Annotated in this window: 15 protein-coding genes; 10 read left to right on the forward strand and 5 right to left on the reverse strand. The window is 31.4% G+C overall.

Annotated elements, in window-relative coordinates; genetic code table 11:
• The first annotated feature begins 8 nt into the window (after window positions 1-8).
• From FRY74_RS06995 to FRY74_RS07005, 3 genes are all read left to right on the forward strand, one after another.
• Entirely contained in the window at window positions 9-1190 is a 1182-nt protein-coding gene (locus FRY74_RS06995; protein WP_223265854.1) for an acetyl-CoA C-acyltransferase, read from the forward strand.
• Window positions 1191-1225: 35 nt separating this feature from the next.
• Window positions 1226-3013, forward strand: coding sequence for an acyl-CoA dehydrogenase family protein (locus FRY74_RS07000; protein WP_147099959.1), 1788 nt, complete (start codon window positions 1226-1228; stop codon window positions 3011-3013).
• Between the two features lie 130 nt (window positions 3014-3143).
• Entirely contained in the window at window positions 3144-3767 is a 624-nt protein-coding gene (locus FRY74_RS07005) for a hypothetical protein (protein WP_147099961.1), read from the forward strand.
• Here FRY74_RS07005 and FRY74_RS07010 read toward each other — a convergent pair.
• The 3 genes from FRY74_RS07010 to FRY74_RS07020 are packed head-to-tail and all read right to left on the reverse strand — an operon-like array spanning window position 3764 to window position 7244.
• The gene (locus tag FRY74_RS07010) at window positions 3764-5050 is read right to left on the reverse strand and encodes a M16 family metallopeptidase (protein ID WP_147099964.1); all 1287 of its coding nucleotides are present in this window, start codon (window positions 5048-5050) and stop codon (window positions 3764-3766) included. The two genes, FRY74_RS07005 and FRY74_RS07010, sit on opposite strands and share 4 nt — an antisense overlap.
• 4 nt (window positions 5051-5054) lie before the next feature.
• On the reverse strand, window positions 5055-6290 hold the full coding sequence (locus FRY74_RS07015) for a M16 family metallopeptidase (RefSeq protein WP_147099966.1): 1236 nt from the start codon (window positions 6288-6290) through the stop codon (window positions 5055-5057).
• A complete protein-coding gene (locus FRY74_RS07020) occupies window positions 6291-7244 on the reverse strand; it encodes an NAD(P)H-dependent flavin oxidoreductase (protein WP_147099968.1) in 954 nt (317 codons plus the stop codon). It lies immediately after the preceding gene.
• Between the two features lie 119 nt (window positions 7245-7363).
• Between FRY74_RS07020 and FRY74_RS07025 the strand changes: the two genes are divergently transcribed.
• The 5 genes from FRY74_RS07025 to pheT all read left to right on the forward strand — a co-directional run bounded on the left by FRY74_RS07025 (window position 7364) and on the right by pheT (window position 13908).
• Window positions 7364-8275, forward strand: a complete 912-nt coding sequence (locus tag FRY74_RS07025; protein ID WP_147099970.1) for a DUF6089 family protein — start codon at window positions 7364-7366, stop codon at window positions 8273-8275.
• 105 nt (window positions 8276-8380) lie between these two features.
• On the forward strand, window positions 8381-9286 hold the full coding sequence (gene cysD / locus FRY74_RS07030; protein ID WP_147099972.1) for a sulfate adenylyltransferase subunit CysD: 906 nt from the start codon (window positions 8381-8383) through the stop codon (window positions 9284-9286).
• A 27-nt stretch (window positions 9287-9313) separates the two neighbouring features.
• A complete protein-coding gene (gene cysN / locus FRY74_RS07035; RefSeq protein WP_189765257.1) occupies window positions 9314-10558 on the forward strand; it encodes a sulfate adenylyltransferase subunit CysN in 1245 nt (414 codons plus the stop codon).
• Window positions 10559-10669: 111 nt separating this feature from the next.
• A complete protein-coding gene (locus FRY74_RS07040; protein WP_147099976.1) occupies window positions 10670-11425 on the forward strand; it encodes an outer membrane beta-barrel protein in 756 nt (251 codons plus the stop codon).
• 62 nt (window positions 11426-11487) lie between these two features.
• On the forward strand, window positions 11488-13908 hold the full coding sequence (pheT, locus tag FRY74_RS07045) for a phenylalanine--tRNA ligase subunit beta (RefSeq protein WP_147099978.1): 2421 nt from the start codon (window positions 11488-11490) through the stop codon (window positions 13906-13908).
• Between the two features lie 2 nt (window positions 13909-13910).
• Here the strand turns inward: pheT and FRY74_RS07050 are convergent, their stop codons facing one another.
• Window positions 13911-14321, reverse strand: a complete 411-nt coding sequence (locus FRY74_RS07050; protein WP_147099980.1) for a hypothetical protein — start codon at window positions 14319-14321, stop codon at window positions 13911-13913.
• Between the two features lie 387 nt (window positions 14322-14708).
• Here FRY74_RS07050 and FRY74_RS07055 point away from each other — a divergent pair, with 387 nt between their 5' ends.
• Both FRY74_RS07055 and FRY74_RS07060 read left to right on the forward strand, forming a co-directional pair.
• Window positions 14709-16541 carry a T9SS type A sorting domain-containing protein gene (locus FRY74_RS07055; RefSeq protein WP_147099982.1) on the forward strand — a complete coding sequence of 611 codons (1833 nt, stop codon included), beginning with the start codon at window positions 14709-14711 and terminating at the stop codon, window positions 16539-16541.
• A gap of 86 nt (window positions 16542-16627) precedes the next feature.
• The gene (locus FRY74_RS07060; RefSeq protein ID WP_147099984.1) at window positions 16628-18439 is read left to right on the forward strand and encodes a T9SS type A sorting domain-containing protein; all 1812 of its coding nucleotides are present in this window, start codon (window positions 16628-16630) and stop codon (window positions 18437-18439) included.
• A 1-nt stretch (window position 18440) separates the two neighbouring features.
• Here FRY74_RS07060 and FRY74_RS07065 read toward each other — a convergent pair whose 3' ends face one another.
• Window positions 18441-20111 (reverse strand): RluA family pseudouridine synthase, encoded by a 1671-nt coding sequence (locus FRY74_RS07065; RefSeq protein WP_147099986.1) that lies wholly within the window; start codon window positions 20109-20111, stop codon window positions 18441-18443.
• Window positions 20112-20148: the final 37 nt, after the last annotated feature.

The raw sequence follows: 20148 nt of genomic DNA on the forward strand, positions 1-20148 counted from the left end.
AAATTACAATAATGGACGCATATATAGTAGCAGGTTTCAGGTCGGCAGTTGGTAAAGCACCAAGAGGTTTATTCCGTTTTATGAGACCAGATGATTTAGGAGCTAAAGTAATTAAACATCTTGTAGATAGTATTCCAAATTTAGATAAGGAAACAATTGATGATGTGATTGTAGGTAATGCAACACCAGAAGCTGAGCAAGGTTTGAATATTGGTAGAATGATTTCTTTGATGGGTTTAAATACCGATCAAGTTCCAGGAATGACAGTTAATAGATATTGTTCTTCAGGGTTAGAAACAATAGCAATTGCAGCAGCAAAAATTAATGCAGGAATGGCAGATTGTATTATTGCGGGAGGTGTTGAAACAATGAGTCCGATACCATTTGGTGGTTGGAGGATTGTTCCAAATGCAGATGTGGCAAAAAATAATCCAGATTGGTATTGGGGAATGGGTTTGACAGCCGAAGCAGTCGCAAATCAATTTGGTGTAACCAGAGATTTACAAGATGAATTTGCCTTGAAATCGCAATTAAAAGCATTAGATGCAATTGAGAATGGACGATTTAAAGAAGATATAGTTCCAATAGAAGTTGAAGAGATATTTATTGGTAAAGATGGTAAAAAAGCTACTAAATCTTATGTAGTTGATACGGACGAAGGACCAAGAAAAGGAACAAATTTAGAAGGTTTACAAAAACTAAGACCAGTATTTGCTCAAGGTGGAAGTGTAACAGCGGGTAATTCATCTCAAACTTCTGATGGAGCTGCTTTTGTTATGGTAATGAGTGAAAAAAGAGTGAAAGAATTAGGGTTGGAACCAATTGCGAGACTAGTTAGTTATGCCGCTGTTGGTGTTGAACCAAGAATAATGGGAATAGGACCTGTAAAAGCAATTCCAGCTGTATTAAAACAAGCGGGAATGTCTATAAATGATATTCAACAAATTGAATTAAATGAAGCATTTGCATCTCAATCTGTTGCGGTATTAAAAGAATTAAACTTAAATCCAGATATCGTAAATGTTAATGGTGGAGCCATTGCACTTGGTCATCCATTAGGATGTACAGGAGCAAAACTTTCGGTTCAATTATTTAATGAAATGAGAAGAAGAGACCAAAAATATGGTATGGTTACCATGTGTGTTGGAGCTGGACAGGGTGCTGCTGGAATATTTGAGTTATTAAAATAAGATTACAAATAAATAAGAAGAATAAAAATATAGCTATGGAACAAAATAAAAAAGCAATAAAAGGTGGAGAGTTTTTAATAAAAGAAACCGACCCAAGAGATGTATTTATTCCTGAAGATTTTGATGAAGAACAAAGAATGATTGCAGATACATGCTCTGACTTTATAAAACAAGAAATTGAACCAAATTTAGAGCGAATTGAAAAACAAGAGGAAGGCTTATCTTCTTCATTAATGGAGAAAGCCGGTGAACTAGGTATTTTAGGAGTTTCAGTTCCTGAAGAGTATATGGGGTTTGGTAAAAACTTTGTAACCAGTATGCTTACTTCAGAGGTTATAGGTGGAGCTCATTCTTTCGCTGTATCTATTTCTGCGCATACAGGTATAGGAACCTTGCCTATTTTATATTATGGAAATGCAGAGCAACGCGAAAAGTATGTACCTAAATTAGCTACTGGTGAATGGAAAGCTGCTTATTGTTTAACAGAGCCTAGTTCTGGTTCTGATGCGAATTCTGCAAAGACAAAAGCAAAACTTTCTGATGATGGTAAGCATTACATCATTAATGGACAAAAAATGTGGATTACAAATGCTGGTTTTGCAGATGTTTTTACTGTATTTGCTAAAATTGATGATGATGAAAATTTAACTGCTTTTATTATTGAAAAAGAGTTTGGAGGTATAACACTTAATCCTGAAGAAAAGAAATTAGGAATTAAAGGTTCATCTACTCGCCAGGTTTTCTTTAATGACTGTAAAGTACCAGTTGAAAATCTATTAGGAGAAAGACAAGGCGGATTTAAAATCGCTTTAAATATCTTAAATATTGGGCGTATTAAATTAGCTGGTTCTGCTATTGGAGGTTGTAAAAAAATAATTACTTCAGCAGTAAATTATGCAAACGAAAGAAATCAATTTGGAAGACCAATATCTAAATATGGAGCTATTAAACATAAACTTGGTGAGCAAGCGATAAAAGTTTTTGCATCAGAGTCTGCAATTTATCGTTGTAGTCAAAATATTGATGATGCAATACAGGCATATGTTGATGCAGGAGTAGATAAGCAAAAAGCAACTTTAGATGGAATTAGTCAGTTTGCAGCAGAGGCAGCAATATTAAAAGTTCATGGTTCTGAAGTGTTAGATTTTGTTGTTGATGAAGGAGTTCAAATTTATGGTGGTATGGGGTATTCGGCAGAAGCTCCTATGGAAGCTGCATATAGAGATGCACGTATCAATAGAATATTTGAAGGAACAAACGAAATTAACAGAATGTTAACTGTTGATATGTTGCTAAAGAAAGCAATGAAAGGTGAGTTGGATTTAATGGGACCAGCTCAGGAAGTGGCGAAAGAATTAATGAGTATTCCTGATTTTGGAGCTGGAAGTGATGATATTTTTGAACAAGCACACGAAACGGTAAAAAAATTCAAGAAAGCAATTTTAATGGTTGCTGGTAGCGCAGCACAAAAATTGATGATGCAATTATCGAAAGAGCAGGAAATATTAATGAATATAGCAGATATGGCAATAGAAACTTACGTTGCTGAATCTATTTTGTTAAGAGTTGAAAAACTTTCTTTATCTAACGACAAGGCAGCAATACAAAACGAGATAGATATGATGAATGTTTACATTTATGATGCTGCAGATAAGATTAACAAAGCAGGTAAAGATGCCATTAATTCATTTGTAGAAGGCGACGAGCTAAGAATTATGCAAATGGGATTAAAACGTTTTACAAAACAACAAGCATTTAATGTAAAAGATGCAAGAAGAAATATTGCAGATAAATTAATAGCTGAAAATAAATATTGTTATTAAGAATATAGTTTTAACGATTAAGCCCAAAAGTTAAGCTTTTGGGCTTTTTTTATTCAATCAATAAATTTTTTATACATTTGATTTAAAATTTATAACTCATTAATTATGAAAAAAAATAGCTCAACTAGTATTGGTTGTAATATTGTTATCTGGAACTGCTTTTGGTCAAGCTTTTCAAAAAGGTAATGTAAATTTTGATTTAGGTATTGGGTTTGGTGCTTACAGTACAAGATCTGAATTTACTACTCCCGCAATTAATATATTATTTATTACAATTCCACCAACAACAGTCGTTAAAAATGATGGAGCTGCAAGTACTATGGTGCCAATTAGTTTTGAATATGGAGTTTCTAACAAAGTTGGTTTAGGTGTACAATTAGGATTTTCGAATTATTTTATTGACAATGAAGATAGTACAGAGACTGTAGAAAGTGTTAAAAGTGTAGATTTTGCTTTTAAAGTTAATTATCATTTATCTAATTCTGATAAAAATGATTTGTTTGTAGGTTTAGCTTTGGGAGGTTCTTCTGTTAATTGGAAGGATTTGGATGGGACAGTGTTAAAAGGCGGAGGAAGTTATGTTAGTTTATATTTGTCAGATAGATTGTTTTTTAGTGAGCATTTTGGAGTACTTTTTAATTTAGGTTATACAGTTTATAATTATACTGAAATTACTTCGAATGATAATCCTTCATCACTTAAATGGACACTAAGAGGTTTGAATTTAGGTACAGGTTTAGCACTTAAGTTTTAATTACTTCCGGCTACAACTTCTGTTAAAGAATCAACTTTTAAATATTCATTAGCAATTTTTATAAGCTCTTCTGAAGTGATTGTTTTTATGGTTTCAATATAATTGTTGTAGAAACTATAATCTAGTCCATAGAAGTGAACGTTCTCGAATAATGAGGCCATTTTAAAGGGGCCATCACACGATTTAAGAAGATTTCCTAATAAGTAGTTTTTAACTAAATCTAATTCCTCTTTTGAGACTTCTTCAGTTTGAAGTAATTTAATTTCTTTATAGATTTCTTGAAGTGCATTATTTGTAACTTCAGCACCAACTTCGGTAGAGATAAAAAAGTAACCTGCATTTTTTAAGCTAAGTAAGCCACATCCAATACCATAAGTATAACCTTTATCTTCTCTAATGTTTTTCATTAACCGAGAGCCAAAATAGCCACCAAGAATCGTACTTAATATTTGTAATTTAAAATAATCAGGATGAAGTTTATTTGGCATTAACTTACCAATTCTAATTGCTGATTGAAGAGCACCTTTTTTTTCAATGTGAACTTTTTTGTTTTGCTCCTTATTAATTATTGTTTGTGTTTTAATATTGATTGCTTCAGTTTTAATTTTTTGAGAGCCAAAACAACTATTTAGTGAATCAAAAGTTTTACTATTAACATTACCCGAAGCAACAATTTCACAATTGCTTAAATCATAAAAATTATAATAGAACTCTTTTATTTCGGTTAAAGATAAATTCTTAAAGTCTTCAATTTTAGCGATTTTCCCATAAGGAAAATCATAGCCAAATAGCTGTTTCATGAATTCATTTCGTGCTAAAAAGGATACTTTTTCTTGGTTAATTTTAAATCTTTCTATTGAATTTTCTCTGTAGGTTGAAAACTCATGCTCATCAAATTTTGGATAAAGTAAAATTTCTTTGATGTAAGCTAAAACATTATCTAAATACTTTGCTAAAGTATAAATTGTAAGAGATGCGTTGTCGTAATCTACTTCGTGTTGAAAATAAGCTCCATATTGATCAATACCATCTGCGATATCATGAGCATTATATTTTTTTGTTCCTTCTTTAAGTAAGCTATTTGTTGCTTTAGCTATTAATGGATTGTTTTGATGCCATATTCCTGCGTTAAAAATAAAATCAATTTTTAAAATATCTTGGCTTCCTCCAGCAATAGAATGAAAAATTATTCCATTATCTAATTTCTGAGTTTTAGGTTGAAGAAAATGAATAGTAGAAACTTGTTTGAATTTTGGAGCTAATTTTCTGTCTAATAGTGTCATTGATTTATTTTTTAGCGTAAATTAAAGTTGAGCAATTTGTTGAAATTAAAATCTCGTTCGCAATTCTTTCAATATCTTTTACAGTTACTTGGTTGTAATTATCTGCTTCAGTATTAATTAAGTTTGCATCACCATTTAGTTCAGCAAAAGCGAGGTTCATCGCTTTAGTTAGTACGCTTGTTTCAGAAAATTCTCTTGAAGATTCTTGTTTGTTTTTTACTTTTTGCAATTCTGTTTCAGATAAACTGTTCGCTTTTATATTTTCAAGTTCTTTTATAATTCCTGCCTCAGCCACCTCAAAACTTACTCCCTCAGAAAGATTTCCGCTAATTACAAATAAGCCGTCATCTGAGCTTCCCATAACATATGCGTTTAAATCACTAAATAATTTTTGTTCTTTTATTAAATTTTTATAAAGTCTAGAACTATCTCCTAGCGATAATATGTCGCTTAACAAATCTGTAGCAAAATAATCAGAATGCGTTCGACTACACATTTTATAAGCTTTATAAATAGCATTTGAAGGAACTTCTCTTTCTACTTTTAATCTTCTTTCTTCAGTTTGTTTAGGTTCTTTGGGCAAATCTCGTTTAGGCACGTTGCCTGGTTTAATATCTCCAAACCATTTATTACTTAGCTCCTTTATTGTCTCAGTTTTAATATCTCCAGCAACAACCAAAATAGCATTATTTGGTAAATAATGTTTGTAAAAAAAATCTTTCACATTTTGCATAGTAGCATTTTCGATATGGCTAATTTCTTTCCCAATTGTAGCCCACTTATAAGGGTGCTTGCTGTATGCAAGAGGACGAAGAAGTAGCCAAACATCACCGTAAGGTTGGTTAAGGTAATTTTGTTTAAATTCTTCAATTACAACTTGTCGTTGAACTTCCAAACTTTTTTCAGTAAAAGCTAAACTTAACATCCTGTCAGAATCAAGCCAAAAAGCAGTTTCTAAATTTTCTTTTGGAACAGTAATATAGTAGTTGGTAATATCATTAGAGGTAAAAGCGTTATTATCCCCCCCCACATTTTGAAGTGGCTCATCAAAATTTGGAATATTTACTGAGCCACCAAACATTAAATGCTCAAATAAATGAGCAAATCCAGTTTGGTTTTCATCTTCATCTCTAGCTCCAACATCGTATAATAAATTGAAAGCGACTATTGGTGTAGCTTTATCTTGATGTACAATTACTCTTAAACCGTTTTCTAATTCAAATTTTTCAAATGTTATCATCTAAAATTTATATTTATCTGCTTTTAATTCCTCTAATGCTTCTCTGTATTCTTTGATTATGTCGTTGATGATTTTTTCAACAGGTTCTATACTGTCAATTAAACCAGCAATTTGTCCAATTTCTAATTCTCCTTCAATTAAATCGCCTTCAAACATCCCTTTTTTTGCACGCCCCCTTCCTAAAATTTCTTTTTGTTCTTCAGGTGAAGCACCTTTGGATATAGCATCATTAATTTTTTCGAAAAACTTATTTTTTAATAGGCGAACAGGAGTAACATCTTTAAGTGTTAATAAAGTGTCTCCTTCTTTTGCTTTTACAATTTCATTTTTAAAGTTTTCATGAGATGAAGCCTCAATTGAAGCAGCAAACCTACTTCCAATTTGAACGCCATCAGCGCCTAAAGTCATTGCGGCTAGCATTCCTTTACCCGTAGCAATACCTCCTGCAGCTATAATAGGAATTGAAAGTTCTTTTTTTACCATTGGCACCAAACATAAAGTGGTTGTTTCATCTCTTCCATTATGACCGCCAGCTTCAAAACCTTCAACAACAATAGCGTCAACACCTGCATCTTGAGCTTTTAAAGCAAATTTTAATCCTGGTACAACATGCACAACAGTAATTCCTTTTTCTTGAAAAAACTGAGTATATTTTTTTGGGTTTCCAGCAGAAGTGAAAACAATTTTGATATCTTCTTCAAGAATAATATTGATAAGCTCATCAATTTGAGGGTAGAGCATGGGAAGGTTTACTCCAAAAGGTTTGTCTGTAGCTTTTTTACATTTTACAATATGCTCTCGAAACACTTCTGGATACATTGAACCAGCACCTATTAAACCTAATCCGCCAGAATTGCTAACTGCTGAGGCTAATTTCCATCCGCTATTCCATATCATACCTCCTTGAATTATAGGGTATTTAATTTTAAATAAATCTGAAATAATATTTTTCATTTTAAATGTTTATTATTTAGCTTTGTTACAGTTAACGAAAATACTAATTGTAGAAAATAATATTGAATAAAAAGAAATTAAAGTTTCTCTATTTGTATAAGTTTAATATATTTGCCGTAATGCAAAAACGAGTATACATATTGGCAATATTTCTATTTGCTTCGTTATCAGGGTTTAGTCAATATAATGTTGATTATGGTTTTTCTCTTGGTGTAGCTAATTACTTAGGTGATATTGGTGGAGGTATAGAAACTGCTAAAAGTGGGCCATCTGATATGAAATTGGATCATACTAGGTTTGCCATAGGTGGTTTTTACAGAACTAGGTTTTCACAAAAATTTGCTTTTAAAGGTTCGTTAAACTACATAAGGCTTTCAGGAGATGATTCTAATACAGCAAACCCTGCTAGAAGGAGTCGTAACTTGAACTTTAGAAATGATATGTATGAATTAGAAGGGCATCTTGAATTGTATCTTTTTCGTGTTAATGATGTAGGAAGAACAGGTCGGTATTCAACAGATTTTAATTTATACCTTTTTGGTGGAGTAGGTGCTTTTTATAGTAATCCTAAAGGACAAAATGCGAATGGTGATTGGGTAGAGCTTCAGCCATTGCAAACTGAAGGTGTCTCTTATAGTAAAATAAATTTTTCTATTCCTGCTGGGTTAGGATTTTATTATACAATTGATAGGAAATATAGGCTTGGTTTAGAAATGGGCTGGAGAACTACATTTACTGATTATATTGATGATGTGAGTAATACCTACGCTAATGATTATGATGGTATATCTAATAAAACTACACAAGCTCTTTTAGATAAAGTAAATGCTGAAAATGATGTTAATAACCTTCTTACTAATTTTGATGCAGGAAGTAGAAGAGGTAATCCAGATGATAATGATAGTTACCTAACAGCTACAGTTAATTTTAGCTGGGCTATAAGAGGTAGGTCTAATTTTTATAAATCTAAACATAATTGGGTGTTAGGTAAAAACAAACGTAAAAGAAGAAAATCAAGAGCTAAGTTCTAGTTTTCTTTAAAAAAATAATAATTAAAAGAGCGTGTAAAACTACACGCTCTTTTTTTTTAGGTACAACTTTTAATAATTACATTTGATTTTTATTAAAAATGAATTATGAAATCTTATAATTTAACTCATTTACAAGAATTAGAATCTGAAGCTATATATGTTTTGAGGGAGGTTGCTGCTCAATTTGAAAATCCAGCGCTTCTTTTTTCTGGAGGAAAAGATTCAATTATTGTAGCTCATATGGCAAGAAAAGCATTTTGGCCAGCGAAAATACCTTTTCCATTAGTTCATGTTGATACGGGACATAATTTCCCAGAGACTATAAAATTTAGGGATGAATATGTAGAAAAAATTGGAGCTAATCTAATAGTGGGGTCAGTTCAAAAATCTATTGATGAAGGTAAGGTTGTTGAAGAAAAAGGGTTTAGTGCAAGTAGAAATGCATTACAAACGGTAACTCTTTTAGATACAATTGAAGAGCATAAATTCGATTGTGCTATGGGAGGAGCAAGAAGAGATGAGGAGAAAGCAAGAGCAAAAGAACGTTTTTTCTCTCACAGAGATGATTTTGGGCAATGGGATCCAAAAAATCAAAGACCAGAATTGTGGAATATATTTAATGGAAGAAAACAAATGGGGGAACACTTTAGGGTTTTTCCTATTAGTAATTGGACTGAAATGGATGTATGGCAATATATTCTTCAAGAAAAAATTGATATTCCTTCAATTTACTTAGCTCACGAAAGAGATGTGTTTGTTCGTGATGGGGTTATAATGTCAACTACTCATTTTATTGAGCAAAGAGAATCTGAGCCTACTAAAAAAATGAAGGTTAGATTTAGAACAATAGGGGATGCAACATGTACAGGAGCAGTTGAGTCTGATGCTGACTCTATTGAAAAAATAATTGAAGAAGTTGCTGCTGCTAGAACAACAGAAAGAGGTACAAGATCTGATGATAAGCGTTCTGAAGCAGCAATGGAAGATAGAAAAAAACAAGGATATTTTTAAGTTATGGATACTAACTCATATTTAAATATGGAACTTTTACGTTTTTCAACTGCAGGAAGTGTTGATGACGGTAAAAGTACTTTGATTGGAAGATTATTATATGATTCGAAATCAATTTTTGCTGATCAATATGAAGCAATAGAAGAATCGAGTAGAAGAAAAGGGGATGAAAATGTAAATCTTGCACTTTTAACTGATGGGTTAAGAGCAGAAAGAGAGCAAGGTATAACTATAGATGTGGCATACAGGTACTTTGCGACGCCTAAACGAAAGTTTATTATTGCTGATACTCCAGGTCATATTCAGTATACACGTAATATGGTTACAGGATCTTCAACATCTAATCTTTCTATTATATTAGTAGATGCTAGACATGGTGTGGTTGAACAAACCTCTAGACATACATTTATCTCTTCACTTTTAGGGATACCACATGTTGTTTTTTGTATAAACAAAATGGATTTGGTAGATTACTCTGAAGAAGTTTTTGAAAATATCAAAAGAGATTTAGAAGCTTTTTCTTCAAAATTAAATGTAAAAGATATTCATTTTGTTCCTTTGAGTGCATTAAAGGGAGATAATGTAGTAAATAAGTCAGAGAACATGGACTGGTATAAAGGTTCAACCTTGATGTACCTTTTAGAAAATATTCATATAGGAAGTGATTATAATCATATAGATTGTCGTTTTCCAGTTCAAAATGTAATAAGACCTCAATCAACAGAATATCATGATTATAGAGGATATGCTGGAAGGATAGCTGGAGGAATTTTTAAGCCTGGAGATGATGTGATGGTTTTACCATCGGGGTTTACTTCCAAAATAAAATCTATAGATACTATGGATGGGAGTATTGAAGAAGCTTTTGCTCCTATGTCTGTTGCTATAACTTTAGAAGATGATATAGATATTAGTAGAGGTGATATGATTGTTCGTGAAAATAATAAATCTGAAGTAAGTCAAGATATAGACTTGATGGTATGTTGGTTGAACGAAAAACCGATTGTGTCTAACGGCAAATATGCTGTAAAACATACTTCTAATGATGTTCGTTGTGTTGTTAAAGAGGTTAAGTATAAAGTAAATATTAATACTCTTCATAGAATAGAAGATGATAAAGAGGTTAAAATGAATGAAATTGCAAGAATTTCAATTCGAACTACTAAACCTTTAATGTTTGATCAATACACAAGAAATAGAACAACAGGTAGTTTAATTTTAATAGATGAGGCTACCAACGAAACTGTTGGAGCAGGAATGATAATTGACTAAATTTAAAGCCCTCAAATTTATTTGAGGGCTTTTTTTACAATACATTTTCACAATTTGCGTTAACTCTAAGAATTTCTCGGAATACTTCCTACAAAAGATTAATTTTGTCTAATGAAAATACGCTTAAATCTTTTAATATTCTTTTGTTTGGTTTTCATAATGAATTCTTCATTATTGAGTCAAGAGCGTGTAACAACATTTGGGATTCAAATTAAACCAATAATACCAAGCTCTCTTTTTAATACTGGGGAGCAGCTGTTAGATCAAAATAATGTGTTTTTTTCCGTTAAGCCTAAGTTAGGATATAGTTTTGGAATGGTAATACGAAAAGGCCTTACTAAAACATTGTCTTTAGAAACTGGAATTAATTACTTGAAAAGAGGATACGATTTATCTATTGATGATGAAGATTTAAATTTTAATGAAAACTCAAACTTTAATTTAATTAACTACGAAATTCCTGTTTCACTTTTAGTTTATGTGAAGTTGAGTAGAGAAATGTATATGAACGTTTCTGGTGGTGTATCCATGGATATTTATCCTTCAGATTTATATACATTTAGCCCTAGTTTTCAAAATGATGTTATAGTAAGTGACTGGATACAAACTAGTTTGATTGCTAATGTTGGATGGGAATATAGAACAGAAGAGAGTGGTTATTTTTATTTAGGTGGCTCATATCATCGTCCATTTTCGCCAATTGCTAAAGAGATTGTATGGTATAATGGAAACGGAAGAGATGAAAGACCAATATTTGAGCTAATAGGTAATTATGTAACAATTGATTTTCGATATTTTTTCCATGAAGATCCAGAAAAGAAGAAACGAAAAGTAAAAAAATCAATCAAAACTGGTAAAACTAAATAGCTTTTGCCTTGAGTGTTTTGCAAGTAAAATAATTACTTTTGCTTCCTTAAATTATAGTTTAAATGAAGATTTCTTACAACTGGCTAAAAAATTATATTGACGTAACTGTTAATCCTGAAAAAATTTCTCAAATTTTAACTGATTCTGGATTAGAAGTTGAAGGTTTTGAAAAGCAACAAACAATAAAAGGTGGTTTAGAAGGACTTGTGATTGGAGAGGTAATCACAAAAACACAACATCCAAATGCCGATAAATTGAGTCTTACAGCAGTTGATGTTGGTGAAGAGAATTATTTGTCTATTGTATGTGGTGCACCAAATGTTGCTGCCGGTCAAAAGGTTGTTGTAGCAACTATAGGAACTACTTTGTATTCTGGAGAAGATAGCTTTAAAATAAAAAAATCTAAGATTAGAGGAGAGCTTTCAGAAGGAATGATATGTGCTGAAGATGAAATCGGTTTAGGAAAATCTCATGATGGAATAATGGTTTTAGATGTAAATGCTAAAATAGGAACTCCAGCTAAGGAATATTTTAAAATAGAAGATGACTATATTTACGAAATAGGTTTAACTCCTAATCGTGCAGATGCAACCGGACATATTGGTGTTGCAAGAGATATAGTTGCTGTATTAAACACAAATGATGCGTCTACTTCTAAGCTTTTAAAGCCGTCAGTTGATAATTTTAAAATTGATAACGCAAACAATGTTATAGAAGTCGAAGTTCAAAATGAAGATTTATGTCCTAGATATACAGGGGTTACCTTAAGTGGAATTGAGGTTAAGGATTCTCCAGACTGGTTAAAAAACAGGTTGTTGTCAATAGGATTAACACCTATAAATAATATTGTTGATGTAACAAATTTTGTTTTACATGAAACAGGACAGCCTCTACATGCTTTTGATGCAGATAAAATTGAAGGAAAGAAGGTAAGGGTAGGAACTTTGCCTGATAAAACAAAATTTACAACTTTAGATGATAAAGATCGTGAATTATCAGTAGATGATTTGATGATTTGCAATGATAAGGAAGGCATGTGTATAGCAGGTGTTTTTGGTGGGGCAAAGTCAGGAGTATCAAAAAGTACGACAAGTATATTTTTAGAAAGTGCTTATTTTAACCCTGTAGCTATTCGAAAAACTGCAAAACGCCAAGGTTTAAATACTGATGCATCATTTCGATATGAAAGAGGGTGTGATCCAAATATAACTGTATATGCTTTAAAAAGAGCAATATCTTTAATGAAAGAAGTTGCTGGAGGGCAGGTTAGCTCTGATATTATTGATGTTTATCCAACTCCAATTAAAAACTTTGAAGTAGAATTTAGTTTTGCTAATTGCGAAAAGATTATTGGAGAATTTATATCTCCAGTTGTTATTAAAAACATATTAAGTTCTTTAGAGATTGAAATTTTAAATGAGGATGAAAATGGGCTAAAATTGTCTGTACCTCCTTTTAAAGTAGATGTTCAAAGAGAAATAGATGTAATAGAAGAAGTTTTACGTGTTTATGGTTATAACACGATTAAATTACCATCCACAATGAATTCAGCTGTTGTTTATAGAGCTAAAATAGATAAAGAAGAGATTACTAACAGTATTTCTGATATGCTTATTGCTAATGGGTTTCATGAAATTATGTCAAATTCATTAACAAAATCTTCATATTACAAAGAGCAAGATACTTTAGTTGAAGTTTCAAATCCCTTAAGTAGTGAGTTGGATGTTTTGAGGCAGTCAATGCTTTATAATGGGCTTGAAGTAGTTCAATATAATCAAAATAGAAAAACACCGAATTTAAAACTTTTTGAATTTGGAAAAACTTATTATAAAAAAGAAGAGAAGTTTAAAGAAACAAATTTTTTAAGTCTTATTGTTTCTGGTAATCATCATGATGAAAATTGGATTAACAATGGTGGTCAAGCTAATTTTTATCATCTAAAAGGATTTGTTGATAGTCTAATAACTAAATTCGGATTAAACAATTTGAAATTTGTAAGTAAAGATTCAGAATTAAACAATTTAGCTTACGGGCTTTGTTATGAAGTAAACAATAAAGAACTTTTAAATTTTGGGAAAATTGATGTTTCAGTTCAAAAACAATTTGATATTAATCAAGAGGTGTTTTATGCTCAAATAAATTATGATGTTTTAATAGAATTGCTTTCTTATACCAAAAACCTTCAGTATAAAGAGGTTTCCAAGTATCCATCAGTTCGTAGAGACTTAGCTCTGCTATTGGATTCAGCTATTAATTATTCTCAAATAGAAGCTATAGCCTTAAAACAAGAAAAGAAACTTTTGAAAAATATTAATTTATTTGATGTTTATGAAGGAAAGAATCTTGAGTTAGGAAAAAAATCTTACGCTGTAAGTTTTGTCTTTCAAGATGAAAACAAGACATTAACAGATAATCAGATAGACGCAACAATGAATAAGTTAGTTTCTTCTTTTGAAAAAGAACTTGGAGCAAAACTGAGATAGTTTTAATTTGTTTTAGTAAAAACTGCAGTAACATTATCAATACCGGATCCATCTTCAGCAGTATAGCTTAGGTTAATTTTAGAGTTGTTAACTATTGTTCCCGAGCCATTAACATCAAAGCCATTAATGTTTTGAGAAAATAGGGTAAGATTATTTCCACTTACATCTATTTGAGCATTACTAATTTGGACTCCAAGATTGTAAAAATTGTCCATAACTACTCTATTAGTTATGCTACTATGTGGACTAATGTTAACGGAGTAAATACTATTTCCTAATAGTTGAGAGCTTTCTTCGCATACCCATGTTCCATTTATGCTAATAGCAGAACCTGAACTATTGTTATTTTCTTCATCTTTTTGACAAGAAAAAAGAGAGATTAAAAGTAAGAATGGAAAAATAAGTTTTTTCATAATTAATTTTTTAGACTAAATTAATAAAAACAAATACTGTACCAATAATATAGATTAATAGAACCTTAATCCTTGAATATTAACCTTTAATTGATTTGTGTAAACAATCTAACTTATATGTTCGTATTCATATTGGTATACCTTTTATTAATTAAATTATTCATGATATGAAAATAATATTGCAAAGCTTGTCTCCCTAGCTATTGGGTGAATAATAAAAAGAAATTGAGTAAAGAATGAAATTAGCACTAATTTACCGATAAAATTTATTCTTAACCGTTAATTAAATGTTGATTATTTTTAAATTACTCTTGTTTGTTGAATAAAATATAATTAGTATTTTTGGCTCACTAACTAAAATTTAATTATTAACTAAACTAATAAAAAATGAAAAAAATTACTTTATTATTAGGAATGGCAATCGCAACAACTATGGGATTTTCTCAAGTTATTGTTGATGTTGTTTCTGCTCCTACGTGTACTTCGTTAGAGCGAACTTACACTTACAGATTTGCTGGTGAGTTAGATGGATCTGCTACAGATTGGGCTATGCCTAACATGTTTGTTGGTGCTAACTCAATTCAAGCTGATGTTGTTTTAGCTGATGATGGTACTGATGGTACTATTGATGCTGGTGGTAATACGCCTCACAACAAAAACAACGATGCTTGTGATTCTTTAACTTGGACTCAAGATTTAACAGGTAAAATTGCTATTTTTTATAGAGGTGCTTGTGAATTTGGGTTAAAAGGATTTAACGCACAAAAAAGAGGTGCTATTGGTGCTATTATAGTTAACCATACTGGAGATGCAGTAGGTATGGCTGGTGGTACTTATGGTGTTAACGTTAACATTCCTTACGTAATGGTAAGTGAAGATGACGGAAATGCATTAATTGCTTGTTTAGAAAATGGAGGGTCTTTAGAGGTTTTCATAGGTTCTAAAGTAGGTTTATATCCAAACGATATGGGAACAAGTCCTGCTGACATAGTAATGGCAGAAAGTACTGGTAATCCATTATCATTATCTCAAGATAGTTCTGAGTTAAACTTAGATTTAGGTATTTGGGCTTACAATGTAGGTCAAAATCCTATGACTGGTGTAACTTTTACTGTTGATATTGATTACATGGGGTCTACAATTCATACTATGACTTCAGCTCCTTTAGATTTTAATGCTCCTGATACATCTTTCGTAGATACTCAGTATGTTGATTTAGGAAACTATGGTAGAAATCCAGCTTGGTTAACAGGTAATTATACTGTTACTTATACTATTAATACTCCTGTTACTGATGATGCTCCAGCAGATAACTCTATGATGTCTTCATTTAAAGTTACAGCAGATAATGTTTACGCAAAAGCTAGATTAGATGGTTCTAATGAGCCAATTCATACTACAGCATTCTCTTTAAATGAATCAACAACAACTTACGATTGGTTTGAGACATGTATTCAGTTTAAAAATCCTAACGCAAGTAGATTAAAAGCAATGGGTATTACTTATTCTTGTGAGCCAGTAGGTGGAACAATGGGTGGTGAACTTGTTGAAGTTAGAGCTTATACTTGGGATGATGTATTTACTGATGCTAATGATCCTGCTTTCCCTGCTGCTGCTAGCCCATGGGCTCGTACTCAAATTGGTAGTGGAATTGACTTCTATTTAGATGAGTCAGAAGATGGTGTTAACAAATATATGGCATTTGATGAAGCTCCTATTAATTTAGTTGATAACCAACGTTATTTATTTTGTTTATACAATGCAAGTGATTCATTAAGAGTAGGTTTTGATGCTCAAATTGATTACACATCTACTATCAATAACTATTTAGAATTTTCTTCTCCAGTAGGTGATTTACCTGCAGGTGGTACTGAAGAGTGGTATGCTGCTGGTTTTGGATATGATGTTTCTACAGGTATTTCTGTAAACTTCGATTTATCTCCAACAAGTGTTGCTGAAGAAGCTAACGATGCTGCTGTTATTCCTTTCCCTAACCCAGTTGCTAATTTATTAAGCATCCCAGTTAGAAAGAATGTAACAGGAAATGTAACTGTTGAAGTATTTGATGTTGCTGGTAAATTAGTTTTAACTGAAAATTCAGTTGTAGGTAATGGACCTGTAAGAATTAATGTAGCTTCTATAGCTAATGGTTCTTATGTTTTCAAAACTACTTTTGCAAACGGTTCTACAGATTCTTATAAAATTTCTGTAAACAGATAAGATTTCAATCTTTAAATATAAAAAGCCCTAACATATTTATGTTAGGGCTTTTTTATTTATTTTAGTATTCTTTAAAATCTAAATTTATGGAAAAGTTATTTACACTGCTTATCTCTTTTTTAATATTAAACTCAATTAATAGCCAGGTAATTTTTCAGGTAACTGAAAGTCCAAATGATGCTTCACTTCTTGGAGTATATGATTCTAGATGGGCAGATCCTATTTCTTCAGGTTATTCTGCAACTCCTGATATGACAAATTCAGGTAATGCTATTGAAGCAGAGTTAGTATTTGCTGAAGATGCCACAACTTTTGGAGTACTTGATCCCAATGCAAATAATAACCCATCATGGCAAGACGCATGTGAGCCAGTAATCAACGATTTAACAGGGAAAATAGCTGTGGTTTATAGAAGTTTTTGTTGGCATGATATTAAAGCTTATTATGCTCAACAAGCTGGAGCAATAGGAGTTATAATAATTAATAGAGAACCTGGTACATTTGGGATGGGAGGTACAACTTACGCTTCAAGTATTACTATTCCTGTTGTGGCAATTGGAAGTGAAGAAGGAGATTTGCTTAAAGCTCAAATTGCAGCAGGAGGAGTTGTTGCATTTATAGGTACTAAAATAGGCTTACATCCTAATGATATGGGAACGAGTAAATCAGATATTGTTATGGCTGAAAGTTTCTCTAATCCTATTTCATTATCACAGGATAGTTCTGAGTTAAACCTTGATTTAGGACTATGGACATATAATCAAGGATCAAATCCTCAAAATGGAGTAACTGCTTCAGTTAATATAGATTTTGAAGGAAATACTATTCATAGTTTTACATCAAATCCTGTAAATTTTACCGCCCCTTTAGGTATAGTTGTTGATACGCAGTACATAGATTTAGGTAATTTTGGAAGAACTTCTTGGCAATCTGGAGTATACACGATAACCTATTCAATATATCCTAATATTGCAGATGACGATTCAGCCGATAATGTTGTTGTTAGTCAGTTTAAGGTTACAAATGATAATACATATTCTAAATCAAGGGTTGATGTATTAAATCAGCCAATTGCAACTAGTGGTAAATATTTATGGGAAGGGGTTACTTCTTATGATGATTTTGAAGTTTGTATTCAATATAAAAACCCTAATGCAAGTAGACTTAATGCAACAGGATTAACTTATTCTTGTACTCCAGTTGGTTCTTCGATGTCAGGTGAATTGTTAGAGGTTAGACTTTACGAATGGAATGATGTTTTTTCGGATGCTAATGATCCTTCTTTTCCTGCTCCGGCTAGTTTATGGTCTTTAAATCAAATAGGTTCTGCAACTGATTTTTATATTGATGAAAGTGAAAGCGGGGTGAATAAGTATTTAGAATTTACTGAATCTCCAATTTCATTAAATGATAACCAACGCTATTTGTTTTGTGTTTATACATCTAGTGATTCTCTGCAAGTTGGATTTGACTCTAAAATAGATTATTATGCAACAGTTAATAATTATTTAGAATATTCAGGACCAGTTAAAACATTAGCAACAGGAGGTTCTAGCCAATGGTATGCAGCTGGTTTTGGATTTGAAACTACACCAGCTATTGTAGCTCATTTTGATTTCCCAACAAATATAACTAATTATGAAAGTGATAAAGTTTTAATTCCTTATCCAAACCCAACAGCTAATTTGTTGACTATTCCTTTAAGAAAGAAGGTGGCTGGGAAGGTTACTGTGGAAATGTTTGATTTATCAGGAAAACTCGTTTTAACTGAGAATTCATTATTAAATGGGGCTCCATTAAAAATAAATGTATCAGCTATAACTAATGGATCTTATTTAATTAGAACTATATTTTCTGATGGTACTCAAGATTCTTATAAAATTGCTGTGAATAGGTAGTTTAGAAATTAGGTTTTACACTAAATTTCATTTCTTTATTTGTTGTTGGGTGATTAAATGTGATTGATTCAGCGTGTAAATAAAGTCTATCCTTTTTAAGTCCATATAAGTCATCTCCTTTTATTGGAGTATTTAATCCATCATTATGTGCACAGTGTACTCTTAGTTGGTGTGTTCTGCCAGTTACAGGATATAAATATAATCTTGTATATTTTTCATTGGTTTCTATAACTTCCCAATAGGTTACAGCATTTCTTCCATATTCAAAGCATACAAGTTGTTTTGGTCTATCGTTTACATCAACTCTTAAAGGGAGTTTAATAACTCCTTTTTTTTCTGTGATATTACCATCTAAAACAGCAACATATCTTTTTTTAATTGTTCTATTAATAAATTGTTGTTGAATTAGCTTGTAAGATTCTTTGTTTTTAGCAACAATCATTATACCTGATGTAGACATATCTAGCCGATGAACAATTACAGGGCCAGTTAAAGTAGGATGACTTTTAAGTATTCTAGAATAAACAGAGTCAGTAATTTTTTTGCCTGGAACAGAAAGTAACTCATTAGGTTTGTTTATGATTATAATATCTTCATCTTCATAAACGTATTTTATTTTTTTATCTAAACCTTGATTTATAATAAGTAAATCATCATCAACCTCTAACCCTTTTAGCATATGAGAGAGAATGGGTTTACATTTACCTATGCAAGAAGGGTAAAATTGTTTATGCTTTTTAATTTCGGATTTTGGTGAGGCTCCCCACCAAAATTCAGCCATTGCAATAGGCTTTAAATTATGTATAAAAGCATATTGTAAAAGTTTAGGTAAAGCACATTCTCCAGCACCTGCAGGAGGGATAATATCTTTAAAGATATCTAGTAAACTTGACTCTTCTTTTTTTGCATTTAAAAACTTATATTCTAAAAATATTTCATATTGAGTTTTTGCAGACTTCTCTTTTCTATAATTTTTTAAAAAATCTAATTTAGATTGAAGTGGATTGATTCGTTGCTCTACAAGTTTGATTTTATTTTCCCAATGAGCCGCTAACTCATTAATATAAAACTTAGTATTTATTCCTTCTTGATTTATTTTTAGCTGAAAATCTGCTAATTCATCAACTGAAAGTGTACTTTTTAATTTTTTGATTTCAGCTCTTCTTTTATTTCTTCTTTCTCTTATTCTATTTTTTTCTACTTCAATATCATTTTTTGCTTTTGCTTTCAGAACTAAAAGTTCTTGAAACAGATTTTTGTAGTTAGAATTGTTTTCTATTTCATCAATTTCGTTACTTATGGTTGTTATCTCTTTTTCAGCAGTTCTGTATAAACCATCCTCTTCAAGTATATCATATACTGGAGGAACAAATTTTTTATGATGATTACTCTCTGAGAGTTTTCCTGAAAAAGCTGATAAATAGCCGATTTCATTTTTTTGATTTTGAACAACCAAAACACCAAACATCTTTCCAATTATTAAGCCTTTTTGATGTTCGTTTAATCCAAAATTATGTTCTAAATCAGTTTGATTAATTAGATATTCTTGGAGTTCTTTAGAAGCTAAAATACATATCGGATGTGGCTCATAATAAAAAGGAAAAGTAAATTTATCGGGTAAAGAAAAATTTGAAATAGAATTTTTAAAAGGAGTAAAACAGTGATCTAACAATAGATGAAGAATATAAAAAGAGTCCCATTTTTATAGG

The sequence above is a fragment of the Vicingus serpentipes genome, from assembly GCF_007993035.1.
Classification (GTDB): Bacteria; Bacteroidota; Bacteroidia; order Flavobacteriales_E; family Vicingaceae; genus Vicingus; species Vicingus serpentipes.

Excerpts from the sequence above, each read along its gene's own strand:
- FRY74_RS07000 (WP_147099959.1), top strand. The coding sequence starts at position 1,226 with ATGGAACAAAATAAAAAAGCAATAAAAGGTGGAGAGTTTTTAATAAAA.
- FRY74_RS07010 (WP_147099964.1), bottom strand. The coding sequence starts at position 5,050 with ATGACACTATTAGACAGAAAATTAGCTCCAAAATTCAAACAAGTTTCT.
- FRY74_RS07015 (WP_147099966.1), bottom strand. The coding sequence starts at position 6,290 with ATGATAACATTTGAAAAATTTGAATTAGAAAACGGTTTAAGAGTAATT.
- FRY74_RS07020 (WP_147099968.1), bottom strand. The coding sequence starts at position 7,244 with ATGAAAAATATTATTTCAGATTTATTTAAAATTAAATACCCTATAATT.
- FRY74_RS07025 (WP_147099970.1), top strand. The coding sequence starts at position 7,364 with ATGCAAAAACGAGTATACATATTGGCAATATTTCTATTTGCTTCGTTA.
- cysD (WP_147099972.1), top strand. The coding sequence starts at position 8,381 with ATGAAATCTTATAATTTAACTCATTTACAAGAATTAGAATCTGAAGCT.
- cysN (WP_189765257.1), top strand. The coding sequence starts at position 9,314 with ATGGAACTTTTACGTTTTTCAACTGCAGGAAGTGTTGATGACGGTAAA.
- FRY74_RS07040 (WP_147099976.1), top strand. The coding sequence starts at position 10,670 with ATGAAAATACGCTTAAATCTTTTAATATTCTTTTGTTTGGTTTTCATA.
- pheT (WP_147099978.1), top strand. The coding sequence starts at position 11,488 with ATGAAGATTTCTTACAACTGGCTAAAAAATTATATTGACGTAACTGTT.
- FRY74_RS07050 (WP_147099980.1), bottom strand. The coding sequence starts at position 14,321 with ATGAAAAAACTTATTTTTCCATTCTTACTTTTAATCTCTCTTTTTTCT.
- FRY74_RS07055 (WP_147099982.1), top strand. The coding sequence starts at position 14,709 with ATGAAAAAAATTACTTTATTATTAGGAATGGCAATCGCAACAACTATG.
- FRY74_RS07060 (WP_147099984.1), top strand. The coding sequence starts at position 16,628 with ATGGAAAAGTTATTTACACTGCTTATCTCTTTTTTAATATTAAACTCA.